The sequence below is a fragment of the Bradyrhizobium sp. LHD-71 genome (genome assembly GCF_031157255.1).
In the GTDB taxonomy this organism is placed as follows: Bacteria; Pseudomonadota; Alphaproteobacteria; order Rhizobiales; family Xanthobacteraceae; genus P52-10.
In genome coordinates, this window is the sequence record NZ_JAVIFX010000004.1 from 310,061 (window position 1) to 329,766 (window position 19,706).

Genomic DNA, 19,706 nt, shown 5'->3' on the forward strand with positions numbered 1-19,706 from the left:
GCGCGTAAAGCTTACGTCGCCGCGAGCACGACAATCGGCCGACCCGCCGCATCCAGCAGAATGAGCTTGCCGCGCGCGGGCTCTGTTCGCCAGCTTCGGACATCCGTGAGGGCGAGAAGAAACGTCTGCTCTTGCCGCATCACCGCCGGTGCGCAGGCCATCTTCGTGCTGGCGACCGGTCCGAACCGGATCGAGTCACCCGCAATCACCGCCTTGCCGCTAAGACGATTGCAGCCACCGCGGCCGGCAACCGAACCGTCCGAAGAAATTGCTATGGTGGACTGAACGCGGTCGATGACGCCGCGACCGCGTATATCCTCGGCGATCCAGCGGCCGACAGGCGTCGTAGCCCGCGCCTGGGTCGTGGCAACCGCCACCATGGCCACAAGAACAGCAGCAGCGAGCAGACGTCGGCCAGCGACCTGCATCAGATCTTCTGATTGTATTCGCCGACTTCCGAATGGGTGCGCAGCACGCCGTCCATTGCCGCGAACATGTCGCGCATGCGCTGCTCCGACACCGGGCTCTCGACCACGACCACCAGTTCCGGCTTGTTCGACGACGCGCGCACCAGGCCCCAGCTTCCGTCCTCGACCGTCACGCGCACGCCGTTGACGGTGACGAGATCACGAATCGATTGCCCGGCGACCTTGTCACCCTTCGCCTTCGCGGCCTCGAAATGCTTCACCACCTGCTCGACGACTCCGTATTTGGTCTCGTCGGCGCAGTGCGGCGACATGGTCGGCGATGACCAGGTTTTCGGCAGCGCATCCTTCAGTTCGGCCATCGATTTCGTCGGATTGCGATCGAGCATGTCGCAGACCGCCAGCGCCGAGACGAGCCCGTCGTCATAGCCGCGACCATACGGTGCGTTGAAGAAGAAATGTCCTGATTTCTCGAACCCTGCCAGCGCGCCCAGCTCGTTGGTTCGGCGCTTCATGTACGAATGACCAGTCTTCCAGTAGGTCGTGGTCGCCCCCTGCTTCTGCAGGACCGGATCGGTGATGAACAGGCCGGTCGACTTCACGTCGACCACGAACTGTGCATCTTCTTGAAGCGAGGACAGGTGGCGCGCCAGCATCACGCCGACCTTGTCGGCGAAGATCTCCTCGCCGGTATTGTCGACGACGCCGCAGCGGTCGCCATCGCCGTCGAAGCCCAGGCCGACGTCGGCCTCGTGCTGCAGCACCGCGTCACGGATCGCGTGCAGCATCTCCATGTCTTCCGGATTAGGATTGTACTTCGGGAAGGTGTGATCGAGCTCGCAGTCGAGCGGAATCACCTCGCAGCCGATCGCCTCCAGCACCTTTGGCGCGAACGCACCCGCCGTGCCGTTGCCGCAGGCAACCACTGCCTTGATGCGACGCTTCAGCTTCGGCCGGTTGGTCAGGTCGGCGATGTAACGCGCCGGGAAATTCTCATGGAATTGGTAGGAGCCGCCCGCCTTGTTGTCGAATTTCGCGTTGAGCACGATTTCCTTCAGCCGCGTCATCTCGTCGGGACCAAAGGTCAGCGGCCGGTTCGCGCCCATCTTCACGCCGGTCCAACCGTTGTCGTTGTGCGACGCCGTCACCATGGCCACGCAGGGGACGTCGAGATCAAACTGAGCGAAGTAGGCCATCGGCGTCACCGCGAGGCCGATGTCGTGCACCTTGCAGCCCGAGGCCATCAATCCCGAAATCAGCGCATACTTGATCGATGCCGAATACCCACGGAAGTCATGGCCGGTGACGATCTCCGGCTTCTGACCCAGTTCCCGGATCAGCACGCCGAGCCCCATGCCCAGCGCCTGGACGCCCATCAGATTGATTTCCTTGCCGAACAACCAGCGCGCGTCGTATTCGCGAAATCCCGTCGCCTTCACCATCGGCTCGGATTCATAGGCGTAGGTATTCGGCGACAGCGCCGCTTGCGGCTTTGGAAACATCGATAACCCCGTATTGAGGAAACCCACTTGAGGCATAGCGAATGCCACCGCGGGTGAAAAGGCAGGAAGTGCTGTGTAGGTGGAAATTGCGGCAGATTGACAGCAATTCCGTTCATCTGACCGTCATCTGCCGGCCCGGCGCGTGCGGGCTCCGTTCTGCTGCCTATTGCTCAAGCATCAGCTTGCCGCCGGCATACTCGAACCGCCGCAAGCGCGACAGATAGGACAGGCCGAGCAGGTTCTCGCTCAGCACGCCGTCGGGCAAAATCATCGCCTCGACGTCGCGCACTTCAAGTCCACCGATGTCGACGCTGGCGAGGCGGGCACGGGCGGCCTTGACGACGCCGTTCGCGGTGGTGACCGGAGCGTTGTAATCGCTGCGCGATGGGCGGATGCCAACCTGCGCGGCGGACGCCTCGGTCAGCGCGATCACCGAGGCGCCGGTATCGACCATGAAGCCGAGTCGGCGGCCATCGACGCGGCCGTCCGTCGAAAAATGACCGCGCGAATCCTTGGCAATGACGTGGCTGCGCCGGCCGGCATCCGCTGGCGGTTCGTAGGGCGACGGCGCCCGACCTTGCGTGGATGCAGCGGCGATCGTGGCGGGGATGTCGTCGGCGATCCATGCCATGTAGACACCGAGGCCTGTCAGGATGATCGCAAAGATCAGAATGTTACGCATACGCTCCGCACTCGCATCCTTGCATCCGGCCGCAACGACAGACAGCGGGACGAGGCCGCACCAACGGCTTTGCAGCCGCAGGCGCACCAAGGCCACCAATCTTGCTGAAAACGGTGAGCGAAGCGTTAACTCGATACGCCGTCATTGCGAGCGCAGCGACGCCGTTCTTCGAACGGCTATGCCTCGCAATGACGATTACGTGCCTCGCGGCTTCGCGCGACGCGTCGGCATTGCGTTTGCGGGATCGTCGGGCCAGGGATGCCGCGGATAGCGCCCCCGAAGATCCGCGCGTACGCCGGCGTAGCTGCCGCGCCAGAACCCCGGCAGATCGCGCGTCACCTGCACCGGCCGATGCGCCGGCGATAGCAGCTCGATGACAAGCGACGCCTTTCCCTGGGCGATCGTCGGATGCGCGTTGAGGCCGAACAATTCCTGCACGCGGATCGCAATGGTCGGCCCCTGCTCGGCTTCGTAATCGATCGCCACCTGCGATCCGGTGGGCGCTTCGAAATGCGTCGGCGCTTCGCGGTCGAGCCGCGCACGCAGGTCCCATGGCAGCAGCGCCATCACGGCGTCGGAGAGCTCTGAAGCGGATAACTGACTAAGCGACGTCTTGTCGTGCAGCGCCGGCTCAAGCCACGTCGCTCGCCCGGCCGCGAGCGCGCTGTCGGACAGGTCCGGCCACGCGTCGCCTTCTGCCTTGCGCAGGAACATCACCCGGTCGCGCCACTGCTGCAATGCCTTGGACCAGGGCAGCCGTGTCATGCCTGCCTGGGCAATGCCATCGGCGAGAACGCGTGCGGTGGCGCTGTCCGGCGAGAGCTGCATCGTCTGTTCGCCGAGCGTGATCGCCTGCAGCCTGCGCTTGCGACGCCCACGCAGCGACATCGACCCTGTGTCGAAAAGGATTTCGTCCTCGGCTTTGATCTCGGCTGCAAAACGCTGCTCGATCTCCGAAAGCGTGATCGGCGCCGCCAGCAGGACACGACTGTTCGCAGCGGCCCCGGTCAGTTCACCGACCGCAAGGAACGGGACGCGGGCGAGCGCGGACGCCTGGTCGATCGACGCACCGCGTCCATTCGCCAGCACGAACGATCCGTTGCCACGATTGCGCGCAACCCGATCCGGGAATGCCAGCGATAGAAGCACGCCGGTCGAAAGGTCGGCCGAACCTTGCGGCGCAGGTGAACTGCCGTTGCGAACCTGCCGAACCCATCGCTCCGCCTGCTGTCGCGCGGCAACCGCCCGCGGAGAACGGTCGCGACGCAGTTGATCAAGACGCGCATCGAGATCGACGCTGTCGCCACCGAGGCCGCGCTCGCTCAAGACGGCAGCGATCTGCGCGGCATCTGCCGCGTGTCCTTCCCGCTCGGCATCGACGATCATGCGCGCAAGCCGCGGCGGCAACGGCAGTGCGCGCAAACTCCTTCCCTCGGTTGTGATGCGCCCGTCGGCGTCGAGCGCTTCGAGCCCGTGCAGCAATGCTGCCGCTTCGCTCCATGCGGAAGCCGGCGGGGAATCGAGGAACGCGAGCTTCGTTGGATCGCTGACGCCCCATTGAGCAAGGTCGAGCACCAGCGACGACAGATCGCTGGCGAGGATCTCCGGCTGAGTAAAGGCGTCGAGGGAATTTGTTTGCGGCTCGTCCCACAACCGATAGCAGATACCGGGCTCGGTACGGCCCGCACGGCCCCGCCGCTGATCGACCGCCGCGCGCGAGGCGCGCACCGTCTCGAGCCGGGTCAGGCCAATGTCCGGCTCGTAGCGCGGCACGCGCGACAATCCGCAATCGACGACGATCCGCACGCCCTCGATCGTCAACGACGTTTCGGCGATCGATGTTGCCAGCACCACCTTGCGCATGCCGCCACGCGCCGGGGCAATGGCGCGGTCCTGCACCGACGCGTCAAGCGCGCCATAGAGCGCAACGATTTCGACCGACGGATCGTTGACGCGTTCGCGCAGCATCGTCTCGGTGCGGCGGATCTCGGCTGCGCCAGGCAGGAACGCCAGCACCGAGCCCGGATCCGCGCGGAGCACCATTGCGATCGTATCCGCCATCTGCCGCTCCAACGGCGCGTCTATTTTGCGGCCGACATAGCGCGTCTCGACCGGAAAGGCCCTGCCCTCGCTCTCGATCACCGGCGCGTCACCGAGCAATTTCGCCACGCGGGCGCCATCGAGCGTGGCCGACATCACCAGAATGCGCAGGTCCTCCCGCAGGCCGGTCTGCGCATCGTGGGCCAACGCCAGTCCAAGATCGGCATCGAGCGAGCGCTCGTGAAACTCGTCGAACAGGACTGCAGCGACCCCGGAGAGCTCCGGATCGTCGAGTATCTGGCGGGTGAAAATTCCCTCGGTGACAACTTCAATCCGCGTTGCGCGCGAAACTTTCGCGCCGAAGCGCACGCGATAGCCCACGGTTTCGCCGACCTTTTCGCCGAGCGTCAGCGCCATGCGCTCGGCACTCGCGCGGGCGGCGATCCGGCGCGGCTCAAGCACGATAATCTTGCCCGAGAGCCACGGCTCATCCAGCAACGCCAGCGGTACGCGCGTCGTCTTGCCTGCGCCGGGCGGCGCGACCAGAACGGCCGTGTTCGATGCGCTAAGCGTGCGTCCAAGCTCGCCAAGCACGCCATCGATCGGCAGCGGAGTGTCGAAGGCACGCGTCATGCACGAACTGCTCTGACTCGCCGCGCGGCACGATATGCTCTCTCCCCCCTTGTGGGGGAGAGCTGGAGAGGGGGGTAGCCACAGGCTCGGAGTTCGTGGTGCGCGATCGGGATCATGGGCTCAGAGCCTGTGGCTACCCCCTAACCCTCACCCACAAGGGGGAAGGGAACACGCAGTATACGCGGCACGGCCGCGTCCCACGCTACCCCGCAACACGAACACTAGCGGGAAGAGGCGAACACTAGTGTCCCGAATCCGAAGTTCGCTATACTTTGCAGCGATCTCAGAGCGAACTTCGGATTTATGATTCTAGTGTCGTTTATGGATCAGAAATTCGCACGATGGACTCGCGGCAACGATGGTGCGAATTTCTGATCCACGACACTAGAGCAGCTGTTGCGGCCGGCCCACGCTGTCATAAGTGAAGCCGAGCTCGGCCATCTCATCGGGGCGATAAACGTTGCGCAGGTCGACGACCACCGGCCTCGCCATCTCTGCTTTCAGCCGCTTGAGATCGAGCGCGCGGAACTGCTCCCACTCGGTCACGATCACCAGTGCGTCCGCGGCCTTCGCGCAAGCGTAGGCGTCGTCGCAATATTGGATATTCGGCAGTTCGCCACGGGCCTGGTGCATGCTCTCGGGATCATAGGCGCGCACGGTTGCGCCCTGGTCGAGCAACGCGGTGATCAGGGGGATCGACGGCGCCTCACGCATGTCGTCGGTGTTCGGCTTGAAGGCAAGGCCCAGCACTGCGATGGTCTTGCTGCGCAGACTGCCGCCGAGCGCGGCCGCAACTTTCCGCGCCATCGCCCGCTTGCGCATTTCATTCACCGCCAGCACCGCCTCGACGATCCTGAGCGAGACATCATAATCGTGCGCGGTCTTCACCAGCGCGCGGGTATCCTTCGGAAAGCAGGAGCCCCCGAATCCGGGACCTGCATGCAGGAACTTGGCGCCGATGCGGTTGTCGAGCCCGATGCCGCGTGCGACCTCCTGCACGTCAGCGCCGGCGCGTTCGGCAAGATCGGCGATCTCGTTGATGAAGGTCACCTTGGTCGCCAGGAACGCGTTTGCCGCATATTTAATCAGCTCGGCGGTGCGCCGGCCGGTGTACATGATCGGGGCCTGGTTCAGGTAGAGCGGCCGGTAGATCTCGGCGACCACCTTGCGTCCGCGCTCGTCATCGGTACCGACCACGATCCGGTCCGGATGCTTGAAGTCGCGAATCGCCGCGCCCTCGCGCAGGAACTCCGGATTGGAAGCAACGACGACATCGGCAGCCGGATTGGTCTCGCGCATGATCCGTTCGACGTCGTCACCGGTGCCAACCGGCACGGTCGATTTGGTGATGACGACAGTAAAGCCCGCCAGCGCCCGCGCGATCTCGCGCGCCGCTGCATGGACATAGGTCAGATCCGCATGCCCGTCGCCGCGACGGGACGGCGTGCCGACGGCGATGAATACCGCGTCAGCCTCGCTGACCGGCCCCTTCAGTTCCGTGGTGAACGACAGCCGGTTGGCCTTCACGTTGGCCTCGACCAGCCGGTCCAGATCGGGCTCGAAGATCGGGATTTCGCCGCGCCTCAATGCCGCAATCTTGCTCTCGTCCTTGTCGACGCAAACCACCTGGTGACCAAAATCGGCGAAGCAGGCCCCGGAAACCAGCCCCACATAGCCCGTGCCGATCATTACAATACGCATCTCGTGCCCCAGTCGCCAAACATGGTTAACGCGCCTTAAGGCGCAGGCGCGTATTAGCAGACGGCTGGCCAGTGGCACAATCTTTGTAGGCGTAAGGGAGTGCGAAACCCATATGTTCGAGTATGGCGCGTGGTTGCACCGGAAAGGAACACGATGACCATGAACAGTACGGGGTCCGTTGACCACGTCGCCGCCGCAAACCGACTTGATTGGGTCGATTACGGCAAGGGCATCTGCATCATCATGGTGGTCATGATGCATTCGACGCTCGGCGTCGAGGCCGCGGCCGGCCAACAAGGCTTCATGCATGCGGTCGTCGAGTTCGCCAAGCCGTTCCGGATGCCGGACTTTTTCCTGATCTCAGGCCTGTTCCTCGCGCGCGTGATCGATCGCGACTGGCGCACCTATATCGACCGCAAGGTCGTTCACTTCGCTTACTTTTATGTCCTGTGGGTGACAATCCAGTTTGCCGTCAAGGCGCCAGCGTTCGCCGCCGAGCAAGGTGCGGCCTATGTCGCCAAAATGTATCTGTTCTCGTTCATCGAGCCGTTCGGCACGTTGTGGTTCATCTACCTGCTGCCGATCTTCTTCGTCGTCACGAAACTGACGCAGCGTGTTCCTCCTGCCGTCATCTGGGTTGTCGGCGCCGCGCTCGAGATTGCAACGATCCACACCGGCTGGACGGTGATCGACGAGTTCGCGTCCCGCTTTGTCTACTTCTATTCGGGCTACCTGCTCGCGAACTATGTCTTCAGTCTCGCTCGCGACGTGCAAAGTCATGCCGTTGTCGCGCTGGTCGGCCTGGCCGTATGGGCGCTGGTCAACGGTGCCGCAACCTACACCGGCGTCTCCGACTGGCCGCTGATGTCGCTCGTCTTCGGTTTTGCCGGATGCGCCGCGATCATCGCCGTCAGCGCGCTGCTGGCGAAAATGCGCTGGCTCGACGCGATCCGCTATTGCGGCGAGCATTCGCTCGTCGTCTATCTCGCGTTCTTCCTGCCGATGGCCGCCTCGCGCATCCTGCTGCTGAAGACCGGCGTTATCAGCGACATCGGAACCGTCTCGCTGATCGTCACGATCTGCGGTGTCGCCGGCGCGATGGCGTGGTGGTGGGCGGCGCGCAACACGGCGTTCCGCTTCCTGTTCGACCGCCCCGCCGCGTTCTGGCTGACGCCGAAGCCGCGCGTCACGCTGCAGGCGGCCGAGTAGGCGAAAGCCTTCGCAGGCTGCTGTCACTTCCTGACAAAGCGGGCAAATTTCCGGCGGACATTTGCCCCGGGATGGGTGTCAATTTCGGGAGAAATCCCTAAATTGCCGCCATGCCGAAATCCCCTGCGAAACCCGCCGCCAAATCCCCAGCCCGTAAGCCCGCCGCCCCGGCCAAAGCCGCAGCGGTCGAGGTGAAAAAGGCGCCCGCAAAGACTGACGCAAGGCCTGCATCGGGGACGATGGCCGGCAAGCATGTCTTTCTGGTCGACGGCTCGTCGTACATCTTTCGTGCCTACCATGCGCTGCCACCGCTGAACCGCAAGTCCGACGGCCTGCAGGTCAATGCGGTGCTCGGCTTCTGCAACATGCTATGGAAGCTCCTGCGCGACATGCCGCCGGACAACCGGCCGACACATCTTGCGATTGTCTTCGACAAGTCCGAGGTCACGTTCCGCAACAAGCTCTATGCCGATTACAAGGCGCACCGGCCGCCGGCACCCGATGATCTGATCCCGCAATTTGCCTTCATCCGCGAGGCGGTGCGCGCCTTCGACCTGCCGTGCCTGGAACAGGACGGGTTCGAGGCGGATGATCTGATCGCCACCTATGTGCGCGAGGCTTGCGAGCTCGGCGGGACCGCAACCATCGTGTCGTCCGACAAGGATCTGATGCAACTCGTGACCGATTGCGTCGTGATGTACGACACCATGAAGGATCGCCGCATCGGCATAACGGAGGTGATCGAAAAGTTCGGCGTGCCGCCGGAGAAGGTGGTCGAGGTGCAGGCGCTGGCCGGCGACTCCGTCGACAACGTGCCGGGCGTACCCGGCATCGGCGTCAAGACCGCAGCCCAACTGATCACCGAGTATGGCGACCTCGATACGTTGCTGGCCAGAGCCGGCGAGATCAAGCAGCCGAAGCGGCGGCTCGCGCTGCTCGAGAACGCCGAAAAGGCACGTATTTCCCGCCAGCTCGTCCTGCTCGACGATCGCGTGAAGCTCGACGTACCGCTCGAGGACCTCGCCGTCCACGAGCCGGATGCACGAAAGCTGATCGCCTTCCTGAAGGCGATGGAATTCTCCACGCTGACCAAGCGCGTGGCCGAATATTCGCAGATCGATGCGGCCGACGTCGCGCCGCAAGAAAAATCGAAGAGTTCGTTTGCGCCGGCCGACATCCCCGAGGCATCTCCGTCGACACCCGCGTTCGGCGGCGAGCCGGATGCGCGAGCGAAGGGAACGTCTGGCGACCTGTTCGCAACACCGACGCCCGCCGCCAAGGCGAATGGCGCCGGCGCACATCTGACGCCGAAGGCGCTGGCCGAGGCGCGCGCTGCGGCCGTACGCGGGGCAAAATTCGATCGTTCGAAATACGCGATCGTCCGCAAGCTGGACGAGCTGAAGCAATGGATAGTCCGTGCGCAGGATCAGGGCACGCTGGTCATCGGCATCGAAACCAACGGCCCCGACCCGATGCAGGCAGAACTCTGCGGCATTTCGCTGGCCCTGAAGGACAACGAGGCCTGCTATGTGCCCCTGGCCCACAGACAGGCCGGCGACGGCACCGGCCTGTTCGCGGGCGGAATCGCTCCCGACCAGATCGCGCTCGAAGACGCGCTTGCAGCGCTCAAGCCGATGCTCGAGGACGCGTCGATTTTGAAAATCGGACACAATCTCAAGTTCGACCTGCTCGTGCTCGCCCAGCACGGCATCGACACGCGCACGATCGACGACATCATGCTGATCTCCTACGTACTCGATGCGGGACGCACGTCGCACGATCTCGATGCCTTGTCGGAAGACCTGCTCGGCCACACGCCGATTACGCAGGACGCAGTCACCGGCACGGGCAAGAACCGACTTTCGTTTGACCTCGTCACGATCGACAAGGCGGCGGAGTACGCGGCGCTCAATGCCGATGCAACGGTGCGGGTATGGCGCGTGCTGAAGCAGCGGCTGATCGCCGAGCGCGTCAACACGGTCTATGAGACACTGGAGCGCCCGCTGGTCCGCCCCCTGATGCGGATGGAGCGCCGCGGCATCTCGGTGGACCGGCAGACGCTCTCACGGCTCTCCGGCGACTTCGCCCAGTCGGCGGCAAGGCTCGAGGCCGAGATCCAGGAGATGGCCGGCGAGCCGATCAATCCGGGCAGCCCGAAGCAGCTCGGCGATATCATGTTCGGAAAGATGGGTCTGCCCGGAGGCGCCAAGACCAAGACCGGCGCATGGTCCACCTCTGCGCAGATCCTCGACGAGCTGGCGGAAGCCGGCCACGAATTTCCGAAGAAGATCCTCGAGTGGCGGCAGGTCACCAAGCTGAAGTCGACCTATACCGACTCGCTGCCGGGCTATATCAATCCGACCACCAAGCGCGTGCACACCTCCTACGCGCTTGCCTCGACCACGACGGGGCGGTTGTCCTCGAACGAGCCGAACCTGCAGAACATCCCGGTGCGCACCGAAGACGGTCGCAAGATCCGCAAGGCATTCGTCGCCACCCCCGGCCACAAGCTGGTGTCCGCCGACTATTCGCAGATCGAGCTGCGGCTGCTTGCGGAGATCGCAGACATTCCGTCATTGAAGCAGGCGTTCAACGACCGCCTCGACATTCACGCGATGACGGCATCGGAAATGTTCGGCGTGCCGATCAAGGACATGCCGGGAGAGGTGCGCCGCCGCGCCAAAGCGATCAACTTCGGCATCATCTACGGCATCTCTGCATTCGGCCTCGCCAACCAGCTCGGCATCCCGCGCGAGGAGGCGGCAGCGTATATCAAGAAGTACTTCGAGCGCTTTCCCGGCATTCGCGCCTACATGGACGAAACGCGCGAGTTCTGCCGCAAGCACGGCTATGTCGAGACCATATTCGGACGCAAGTGCCACTATCCCGACATCAAGGCCTCGAACCCATCGATCCGCTCCTTCAACGAGCGCGCGGCGATCAACGCGCGGCTGCAAGGTTCAGCCGCCGACATCATCCGCCGCGCCATGGTCCGCATGGAAGATGCGCTCGCCGCAAAGAAGCTTTCAGCACAGATGCTGCTGCAGGTGCATGACGAATTGATCTTCGAGGTGCCGGACGACGAGGTCGCGGCCACGCTGCCGGTCGTGCAGCACACCATGCAGGACGCGCCGTTCCCCGCCGTGATCCTTTCGGTGCCGCTGCAGGTCGATGCGCGCGCCGCCACCAACTGGGATGAGGCGCACTAGCATGGGCGACCTGTCTGCATTTCCGATCACCAGGCGCTGGCCGGCGAAGCATCCGGACCGGCTGCAGCTCTATTCGCTACCGACGCCGAACGGCGTGAAGGTGTCGATCGCGCTCGAAGAACTGGATCTGCCTTACGAGCCGCATCTCGTCGATATCGGCAAGAACGAGAGCTGGACCGAAGAATTCCTGTCGCTCAATCCGAACGGCAAGATCCCGGCGATCATCGATCCGAACGGCCCCGGCGGAAAGCCGCTCGGCCTGTTCGAATCCGGCGCGATCCTGCTTTATCTCGCCGAGAAGACCGGAAAGCTGCTGCCGGACGATCCGGCGCTCCGTTACGAGACCATCCAGTGGGTGTTCTTCCAGATGGCCTTCATCGGCCCGATGTTCGGACAGGTCGGCTACTTCCACAAGTTCGCCGGCCGCGAGATCGAAGACAAGCGCCCCCTCGAGCGCTACCGCGACGAGTCGAAGCGATTGCTCGGCGTCCTGGAAACCCGCCTGACCGGGCGACAATGGATCATGGGCGACCACTACACCATCGCCGACATTGCGACGTTCGGCTGGGTCCGCAACCTGATCGGCTTCTATGGTGCGCGCGAGCTGGTCGACTATGACAGGCTGAAAGCCGTGCCGGAATGGCTGGAGCGCGGCCTGGCGCGGCCGGCAGTTCAGCGCGGGCTCGACAGTCCGAAGCGGAAGTAGGCGAATAGCGGAAGTAAGCTAATAGTGAGTAGTGAATAGCGAACAGAAACGGACGCAACGACCCGATATTTGCTACTCACTACTTAGCACTCACTATTCGCCAAGATCGAAAGCCATGCCGTCCTCCTCCGCCCTGCTCGCCTTTGCTCTCGTCGCCTTCGCCATGGTGCTGACGCCGGGACCGAACATGATCTACCTCATCTCGCGATCGATCACGCAGGGGCGCACGGCCGGACTGATCTCGCTCGGCGGCGTCGCGATCGGCTTCGTCTTCTACATGCTGTGTGCGGCGTTCGGCATCACCGCGTTGCTGTTCGCCGTGCCCTATGCCTATGACGCATTGCGGCTCGCGGGCGCTGCGTATCTGCTTTACCTCGCCTGGCAGGCGGTGAAGCCGAACGGCCGCTCGCCGTTTCAGGTGCGCGAGCTGCAGGTCGATTCGCCGCGCAAGCTGTTCGCGATGGGGCTCTTGACCAACCTGCTCAATCCGAAGATCGCGATGCTCTACCTCGCCCTGCTGCCGCAATTCATCGATCCGGCGGCGGGCAGCGTCCTCACGCAATCGGTGGCGCTGGGCGTCACCCAGATCGCGATCAGCCTCACCGTGAATACGATGATCGCCATCGCGGCGGGGTCGATCGCCGGGTTTTTCGGCACGCGGCCGACCTGGCTCCTGCTGCAGCGATGGCTGATGGGCACGGTGCTCGCCGGCCTCGCGCTGCGGCTGGCGTTCGAGACGCGGCGGACCTGAAGTTATTCTGCATCTGTAGCCCGGATGAAGCGCAGCGAAATCCGGGGACAGGCGGCCAACAGTTCTAAGTCAGCTCCCGGATTACGCTACCGCTTCATCCGGGCTACACGCGACGCCACAAATCAATCCAGCTTCGCCTCCATCCCGCGCTTCACGGCCGGACGCGCCATCAGTTGCTCGTACCAGCGGCCGACATTGGGAAAATCGTCGAACGAGACCTTGTGGCGTTCGTGGCGCCACGCCCAGCCGAGAATGGCGAAGTCGGCGACCGAAATCTCGTCGGCGACGAACTCATGCTCGGCGAGCCGTGCGTTCAGCACGCCATAAAGCCTTCGCGTCTCGGCCATGTAGCGCGCGAGCCCGTAGCGGCGATCCTGCTCGTTCTCGAGCGCGATGAAGTGGTGCACCTGTCCCGGGATCGGCCCGAAGCCGCCCATTTGCCACATCAGCCATTCCAGAACCGGAATGCGCTTGCGCAGGTCGGCGGGAAGAAATTTGCCGGTCTTCTCGCCGAGATAGAGCAGGATGGCCCCGGATTCGAAAATGCTGACCGGCGCGCCGCCCGGCCCGTTTGGATCGACGATCGCAGGAATCTTGCCGTTCGGACTAAGCTTGAGGAAATCCGGCGCATGCTGCTCACCCTTGGTGATGTTGACCGGGTGGACCTTGTACGGCAGCCCCATCTCTTCAAGGGCGACGCTGATCTTGCGGCCGTTGGGCGTGTTCCAAGTATAAAAATCGATAGTCATCAGAAACCTTTATCGTCTGCGTTCGTAGATTGTATGGTGCCGTCCGTCATTATCAGTTCGTGCGCCCGTCTGTGGCCGCGACCTTCGACCGGGCGACACTAGTGCGCTGGATTTGACGTTCGTACCACCCTTGCCGCGAGTCCTGCGTACGAACGTCAAATCCATAAAGCGCACTAGTTTCATAAAGTTGCTAGTGTCCCTCTTGGTTCTAACGTTCGCAGACGAGGTCGCCGCAAAGTGATGCGAACGTTAGAACCGGGACACTAGGCCTGTTGACGGTGCGCGATCCACGCTGGAATGTCCACCACCGGGCCAGTAAGACTCGCCGCAAGCACGCACCAACGAGAGCCGCCCGTGTCCATCTCCGCCTCCCGCGCACGCCTCGCCAAGATCATCGCCAAGCGCTCGTTCGGCCGTGGCGAGATCACGCTCGCCTCCGGCCGCAAAAGCGACTTCTACTTCAACCTGAAGCCGACCATGCTGGATCCGGAGGGCGCGGCGCTGCTGGCCGAACTGACCTACGACGCGCTGAAGGACGATCAGGTCGATTATATCGGCGGCCTCGAGATGGGCGCAGTGCCGATCGCCGGCGCGATCGCACAACTGTCATGGCTCAAGGGCCATCCGATCGCAGCCTTCTTCGTGCGCAAGAAGCCGAAGGAGCACGGTGCAAAACTTCTCGTCGAAGGGCTGACTGGCGACGAAACGCTGCAGGGCAAGCGCATTGTCGTCGTCGAGGATGTGACGACGACCGGCGGATCGGCAATCAAGGCGGTGGACTCGGTGCGTGAGGCCGGGGGCAACGTCGTGCTCGTGTTCACGATGGTCGATCGCGAGGAAGGCGCCGATGACACTTTCAAGGCGGCCGGAGTTCCTTTCCGCGCGTTGTACAAGGCCAGCGAATTCCTGAAGGGCTGAGCCGAGGCTCCTCCGTCCTGCCCGCTCATCGCTCGTTTACCATCTTGCGTTACGCTGCGTACGTTCGATCGGGACCGCGCGCTTTTCGCTCGACGAACGGTATCGCGTTGAGTGGAGCAAGCGTTGCGTATCTGTCTGCAGTCATCGCGCATGCGGCGCCGCATGGCGCTCGCGCTTGCAATCGTCATTTTCGCGACCGTTGCCATGCGCCCCGCATCGGCAGGCTTCTTCGATTTCCTGTTCGGCACGCCAGACCACGCCGCTGAAGAAAAGGCCCGGTCTGCTGCGCAGCAGACCAATGGCTTCGCAAATTCAACCGGAGATCGGCCGACGCAGACGCCAATCGGCGGTGGTTATGCGCGTTCGACCGGCCACTGCGTTCGTCTGTGCGACGGCAAGCATTTCCCGCTGCATGGCCGCGGCGAGATGTCGCCTACAGCCATGTGTCGGGCGTTCTGCCCGGCAAGCGTCACAAAAGTGTTTTTTGGCAGCCAGATCGATCGCGCCATATCGATGGACGGCGAACGTTATTCCGAACTGGCAAATGCATTCGCCTATCGCAAGAAGCTGAGCAGCGACTGCACCTGCAACGGCCGCGAACCCGCAGGCCTTGCGCCAGTCGATTTCTCTCTCGACACGACGCTGCGTCCGGGCGACGTGGTCGCGACAACCACGGGGCTGTTTGCGTTTTCAGGCAGCCGGTCCGGCGGACCGGAGGCCGGCGATTTCACGCCGGTGGCGAATTATCCAGGTTTGACCGCTGCAACGCGCGCACGGCTCGGCGAAATGAAGATCGCACCGGTCGCGACCGAAGAAACCGAAGACTACACTGGCACCGTTCACTCGACGCCTTCGACGAGCCAGCCGCGGGCGTCGCTGAACTAGCCCTGGTGTGTCGAACGACAACGCGCACGATCCCGCAAGAACACAACAGGAACATCAGCTTCTCTTCGCGCGGGCTGACATCGACGCGTTTACTACGTTCGCAACGTTCTGATTCGGAACATCCGCCGTCGCATGATATTATTGCCTTTCAACATTGTTGCGTATCTGTGGAGTGCCCGATGGCCCCGCGTGCAAACTGGAAAGGCTATCTTCGCCTTTCGCTGGTGACCTGCCCCGTTGCGCTGTTTCCCGCGACGTCGGAATCCGAAAAAGTCAGCTTCAATCAGATCAACAAACGGACGGGCAACCGCATCAAGTATCAGCGGGTCGATGCCGAGACCGGCGAGGACGTCGACAACGAGGACATTATCAAGGGCTACAAGGTCGACGCTGACACGTATATCGAGGTCACCAAGGACGAGCTCGACAATATCGCACTGGAATCCAACCACACCATCGACATCGACCAGTTCGTGCCGCGTGACGAGATCGACGACCTCTATGTCGTGCGTCCCTATTACCTGGTGCCGGACGGCAAGGTTGGCCACGACGCCTACGCCGTCATTCGCGACACCGTCAAGGCGACCGACAAGGTTGCGCTGGCCCGCGTGGTGTTGACCAATCGCGAACACGTCATCGCGCTGGAAGCGCGCGACAAGGGCCTGGTGGGTCTGCTGCTGCGCTATCCCTACGAGGTGCGGCAGTCCGGCGAGTATTTCGACGGCATCCAGGACGTGAAGATCACCAAGGACATGCTGGATCTCGCCAAGCACATCGTCGACCAGAAGTCAGGTCACTTCGAGCCGGACAATTTCGAAGACCACTACGAGGCCGCGCTGATCGATTTGATCAATCAGAAGCGAGCGGGCCGTCCCGTGGCCAAGGCCAAGGTGAAGACGGAAGGCAACGTCATCAACCTGATGGACGCCTTGCGCCAGAGCCTGAAGGGACAGACTGCCACTGCAAGCGAGGCCGCCAGACAGCCGCCGCCGGCCAAGAAAGCCGGCAAGGCCAAGAAGCGCGTCGAAGGCCAGCGCGAGATGCTTTTTGCACTCGAAGGCAAGGGTCAGAAGGCCTCCGCGAAAGCTGAGACCAAGCGTGAAGCCGGCAAGCGGCCGGCGCGCGCGACGACGCGGCAGAAGCGCGCCGGTTGACGGCCGTGCCGGTCCGCAAGCTGATCGCCTTCGACGACGAGACGATGACAGCGCTGACCCAACTTGGCCGCGACCGTATGGCGACGATCCAGGAGCTTGCCGACGAAGCTTTCGCTGATCTTCTGAAGAAGCATGGCGTGCCGGTCGACCTGAAGGACGCTTTGAAGAAGAGCGCGGCGCAGTCGAAGCGAAAATCATAGCCGTGAGACCAGCGATCATAGCCGCTGGTCTTGCCTGAATTCTGTCCGGATGCGCCGTGGCGACCGAGAAGCTCACAACCTATCGCAAGAAGCGCGATTTCTCGAAAACCGCCGAACCGAGCGGCAAGGCGAAAGTCGCGCGATCTCCCCACCGGCGGTTCGTGATCCAGATGCACGACGCCACGCGTCTGCATTACGACTTTCGCCTCGAGTTCGACGGCGTCTTCAAATCCTGGGCCGTGACGCGCGGCCCTTCGCTCGATCCAAGCCAGAAGCGTCTCGCCGTCGAAACCGAAGATCACCCGCTCGACTACGGCGACTTCGAAGGCACGATCCCAAAGGGACAGTATGGCGGCGGTACGGTCGCGATCTGGGATCGCGGCTACTGGTATGCCGACGATGCCGAGAAAGGATTCGCCAAGGGCGACCTCAAATTCGCGCTGATGGGCGAGAAGCTCAAGGGTGAATGGGTGCTGGTGCGGATGAAAGGCGACCGCTTCGGCGGCAACCGGACCAACTGGCTCCTGATCAAGCACCGCGACGAATTCTCGAAGGCAGGCGACGACGAAGGCGCCCTCAAGGATGATCGATCCGTTGCCTCCGGCCGAAGGCTCGGCGATATCGCCGCGGGCAAGGGCAAGGCGCCGACGCCCTTCATGATGACGAAGCGAACGGCAGGCGCCGAAGCCATCTGGAACTCGAACAAGGGCCTCGCCGCAGAGATACGCGCGACCGGAACGCGCGCGGCGGCACCAAGGGCACGACCGGAGCGCGCTGCTGGAACGGCCACGACAGCACGCGCGCGGACAAACGGCGCAAACCGCGTACAGCCTGTCAAAGTCAGCGAACTGCCCGACTTCGTCGCGCCGCAGCTCTGCAGCAGCGCAGCACGCCCGCCGTCGACGGACGGCTGGGTCCATGAAATCAAGTTCGACGGCTATCGCATGCAGATGCGGATCGAGGACGGCGAGGTGTCGTTGAAAACCCGCAAGGCGCTCGACTGGACCGAGAAATTCTCCGCGATCGCCGGGGCTGCAAGCAGGCTGCCGGACGCGATTCTCGACGGCGAGATCGTCGCCCTCAACAGCAAGGGTGATCCCGACTTTCCCGCGATGCAGGCGGCGATGTCGGACGGCGACACTGACGAACTGATCTTCTTTGCGTTCGACCTCCTGTTTGCAGACGGCGAGGACCTGCGCCAGCTACCGCTGACGGATCGAAAGGAGCGTTTGCGCGTACTGCTTGGCAAGCATGCGCCGGCGAAGAACTCACCCCTTCGCTACGCTGTACACTTCGACGCGCCCGGCGACGATGTCATGGCGTCAGCCCGCGAGGCCGGGCTGGAAGGCATCATCTCGAAGCAGGCGCACGCGCCTTATCGCTCCGGCCGCAGCGGCGGATGGATCAAGAGCAAGGCTCGCCCCGGCCATGAGGTCGTGATCGGCGGCTGGAAGACGACAAACGGCAAATTCCGTTCGCTGATGGTCGGCGTGAACAACGGCAAGCACCTCACCTACACCGGCGTGGTCGGAACCGGCTACGGTGCCGAGACCATCAAGCGCATCCTGCCGGCGCTGCAGGCCGCGGCTGCATCAAAGAGCCCTTTCAGCGGCAAGGGCGCGCCGCCCGGCGGGCGCGACGTGCACTGGGTGAAGCCGGAACTGGTCGCCGAGATCGAGTTCGCCGGCTGGTCCCACGATGGCATCGTGCGGCAGGCCGCGTTCAAAGGCCTGCGGCAGGACAAGCCGGCAAACGAGGTGCGCGCCGATATCACCTATGCCGATCCTCCATTGCTTGACGCAAGCGCCGATCGCGCGAAGGCCGCCCGCATCGCCGCACGAAGAGAGCGATACGGCGCGGCCGCCCGCGGCTCCTCGCGGACGACGACCGCGGTGGTGATGGGCGTGACCATCTCCAAGCCGGACAAGGCGCTATGGCCAAAGGATGAGAACGATGAGCCGATCACCAAGCGCGATCTGGCCGATTATTTCGAGACCGTCGGTTCGACACTGATCGCGTATGTGAGAGGACGGCCCTGCTCGATCGTGCGCGCGCCGGATGGCATCGCCGGACAGACGTTCTTTCAGCGCCATGCATCGCCCGGTACATCGGATCTACTCAGCGAGGTCAAGGTTTCCGGCGACCGAAAGCCGTATCTGCAGGTCGATCGCATCGAAGGGTTGATCGCGATCGCGCAGTCCGGCGGCATCGAGCTTCATCCATGGAACTGCGCGCCGAACCAGGTCGATGTTCCGGGGCGGCTGGTCTTCGATATCGATCCGGCCCCTGGCATCGCGTTCGAATCCATCATCGAGGCCGCGAAGGAGTTGCGCGAACGCCTGGCGGCGGTCGGCCTGACAGGCTTTTGCAAGACGACCGGCGGCAAGGGCCTGCACGTGGTGACGCCGCTGTCGCACGCCAAGCGCGACAGCGTGACGTGGCCCGAGGCCAAGACGTTCGCCCGGCAGATTTGCAGCCAGATGGCGGATGACAGTCCCGACCGATACCTCATCAACATGTCGAAGCAGCAGCGTCGAGGCCGGATCTTCCTCGACTATCTGCGCAACGACACCAAATCGACCGCAGTCGCGCTGCTCTCAGCCCGTGCCCGCGCCGGCGCGACAGTGTCGATGGCTATCACCTGGGCGCAGGTGAAGCCCGGCCTCGATCCGGCAAAATTCACCATCAGGACCGTGCCGGGCTTGCTCAGACGGAGCAAAGCATGGGCCGGCTATGACGAGGCCGCGGGCTCGCTGAAAGCGGCTATTGCCAAAAGCACCGTCTAGGTCGTGGATCAGAAATTCGCGCCATCGTTGCCGCGAGTCCATCGTGCGAATTTCTGATCCATAGACGACACTAGAATCATAAACTTGCTAGTATCCTGATCGAATCCGAAGTTCGCTCTGAACTCGCTGCAAAGTATGGCGAACTTCGGATTCGGG

The 19,706-nt window shown here is 63.2% G+C and carries 15 protein-coding genes; 9 read left to right on the plus strand and 6 right to left on the minus strand.

Annotation, left to right across the window (positions count from 1 at the left end; genetic code table 11):
* Positions 1-11: 11 nt before the first annotated feature.
* The 5 genes from RCO31_RS06075 to RCO31_RS06095 form a co-directional block, all read right to left on the minus strand.
* Entirely contained in the window at positions 12-428 is a 417-nt protein-coding gene (locus RCO31_RS06075) for an META domain-containing protein (protein WP_308967335.1), read from the minus strand.
* On the minus strand, positions 428-1,927 hold the full coding sequence (locus RCO31_RS06080; protein ID WP_308967412.1) for a phosphomannomutase/phosphoglucomutase: 1,500 nt from the start codon (positions 1,925-1,927) through the stop codon (positions 428-430). Before RCO31_RS06080 ends, RCO31_RS06075 begins: the two co-directional genes overlap by 1 nt.
* Positions 1,928-2,090: 163 nt before the next feature.
* Entirely contained in the window at positions 2,091-2,609 is a 519-nt protein-coding gene (locus RCO31_RS06085; RefSeq protein ID WP_308967336.1) for a TIGR02281 family clan AA aspartic protease, read from the minus strand.
* Positions 2,610-2,804: 195 nt separating this feature from the next.
* Positions 2,805-5,282 (minus strand): ATP-dependent helicase HrpB, encoded by a 2,478-nt coding sequence (gene hrpB / locus RCO31_RS06090; protein ID WP_308967337.1) that lies wholly within the window; start codon positions 5,280-5,282, stop codon positions 2,805-2,807.
* A 384-nt stretch (positions 5,283-5,666) separates the two neighbouring features.
* Positions 5,667-6,983 (minus strand): UDP-glucose/GDP-mannose dehydrogenase family protein, encoded by a 1,317-nt coding sequence (locus RCO31_RS06095; RefSeq protein WP_308967338.1) that lies wholly within the window; start codon positions 6,981-6,983, stop codon positions 5,667-5,669.
* Between the two features lie 159 nt (positions 6,984-7,142).
* Between RCO31_RS06095 and RCO31_RS06100 the strand changes: the two genes are divergently transcribed.
* From RCO31_RS06100 to RCO31_RS06115, 4 genes are all read left to right on the plus strand, one after another.
* Positions 7,143-8,192, plus strand: coding sequence for an acyltransferase family protein (locus RCO31_RS06100; RefSeq protein ID WP_374991432.1), 1,050 nt, complete (start codon positions 7,143-7,145; stop codon positions 8,190-8,192).
* Between the two features lie 110 nt (positions 8,193-8,302).
* Entirely contained in the window at positions 8,303-11,401 is a 3,099-nt protein-coding gene (gene polA / locus RCO31_RS06105) for a DNA polymerase I (protein WP_308967340.1), read from the plus strand.
* Between the two features lies 1 nt (position 11,402).
* Positions 11,403-12,107 carry a glutathione S-transferase N-terminal domain-containing protein gene (locus tag RCO31_RS06110; protein WP_308967341.1) on the plus strand — a complete coding sequence of 235 codons (705 nt, stop codon included), beginning with the start codon at positions 11,403-11,405 and terminating at the stop codon, positions 12,105-12,107.
* Between the two features lie 115 nt (positions 12,108-12,222).
* Positions 12,223-12,858 carry a LysE family translocator gene (locus RCO31_RS06115; protein ID WP_308967342.1) on the plus strand — a complete coding sequence of 212 codons (636 nt, stop codon included), beginning with the start codon at positions 12,223-12,225 and terminating at the stop codon, positions 12,856-12,858.
* Positions 12,859-12,980: 122 nt separating this feature from the next.
* Here RCO31_RS06115 and RCO31_RS06120 read toward each other — a convergent pair whose 3' ends face one another.
* A complete protein-coding gene (locus RCO31_RS06120) occupies positions 12,981-13,607 on the minus strand; it encodes a glutathione S-transferase N-terminal domain-containing protein (protein ID WP_308967343.1) in 627 nt (208 codons plus the stop codon).
* A 354-nt stretch (positions 13,608-13,961) separates the two neighbouring features.
* Between RCO31_RS06120 and pyrE the strand changes: the two genes are divergently transcribed.
* The 5 genes from pyrE to ligD all read left to right on the plus strand — a co-directional run bounded on the left by pyrE (position 13,962) and on the right by ligD (position 19,550).
* A complete protein-coding gene (gene pyrE / locus RCO31_RS06125; RefSeq protein WP_308967344.1) occupies positions 13,962-14,525 on the plus strand; it encodes an orotate phosphoribosyltransferase in 564 nt (187 codons plus the stop codon).
* 123 nt (positions 14,526-14,648) lie between these two features.
* The gene (locus RCO31_RS06130) at positions 14,649-15,410 is read left to right on the plus strand and encodes a DUF2865 domain-containing protein (RefSeq protein ID WP_308967345.1); all 762 of its coding nucleotides are present in this window, start codon (positions 14,649-14,651) and stop codon (positions 15,408-15,410) included.
* A gap of 179 nt (positions 15,411-15,589) precedes the next feature.
* Complete coding sequence (locus RCO31_RS06135; protein WP_308967346.1) at positions 15,590-16,564, plus strand: Ku protein; 975 nt, start codon at positions 15,590-15,592, stop codon at positions 16,562-16,564.
* A complete protein-coding gene (locus RCO31_RS06140) occupies positions 16,561-16,764 on the plus strand; it encodes a hypothetical protein (RefSeq protein WP_308967417.1) in 204 nt (67 codons plus the stop codon). The genes RCO31_RS06135 and RCO31_RS06140 overlap by 4 nt, the downstream gene beginning before the upstream one ends.
* Before the next feature lie 56 nt (positions 16,765-16,820).
* Complete coding sequence (gene ligD / locus RCO31_RS06145; RefSeq protein WP_308967347.1) at positions 16,821-19,550, plus strand: DNA ligase D; 2,730 nt, start codon at positions 16,821-16,823, stop codon at positions 19,548-19,550.
* The last annotated feature ends 156 nt before the right edge of the window (positions 19,551-19,706 follow it).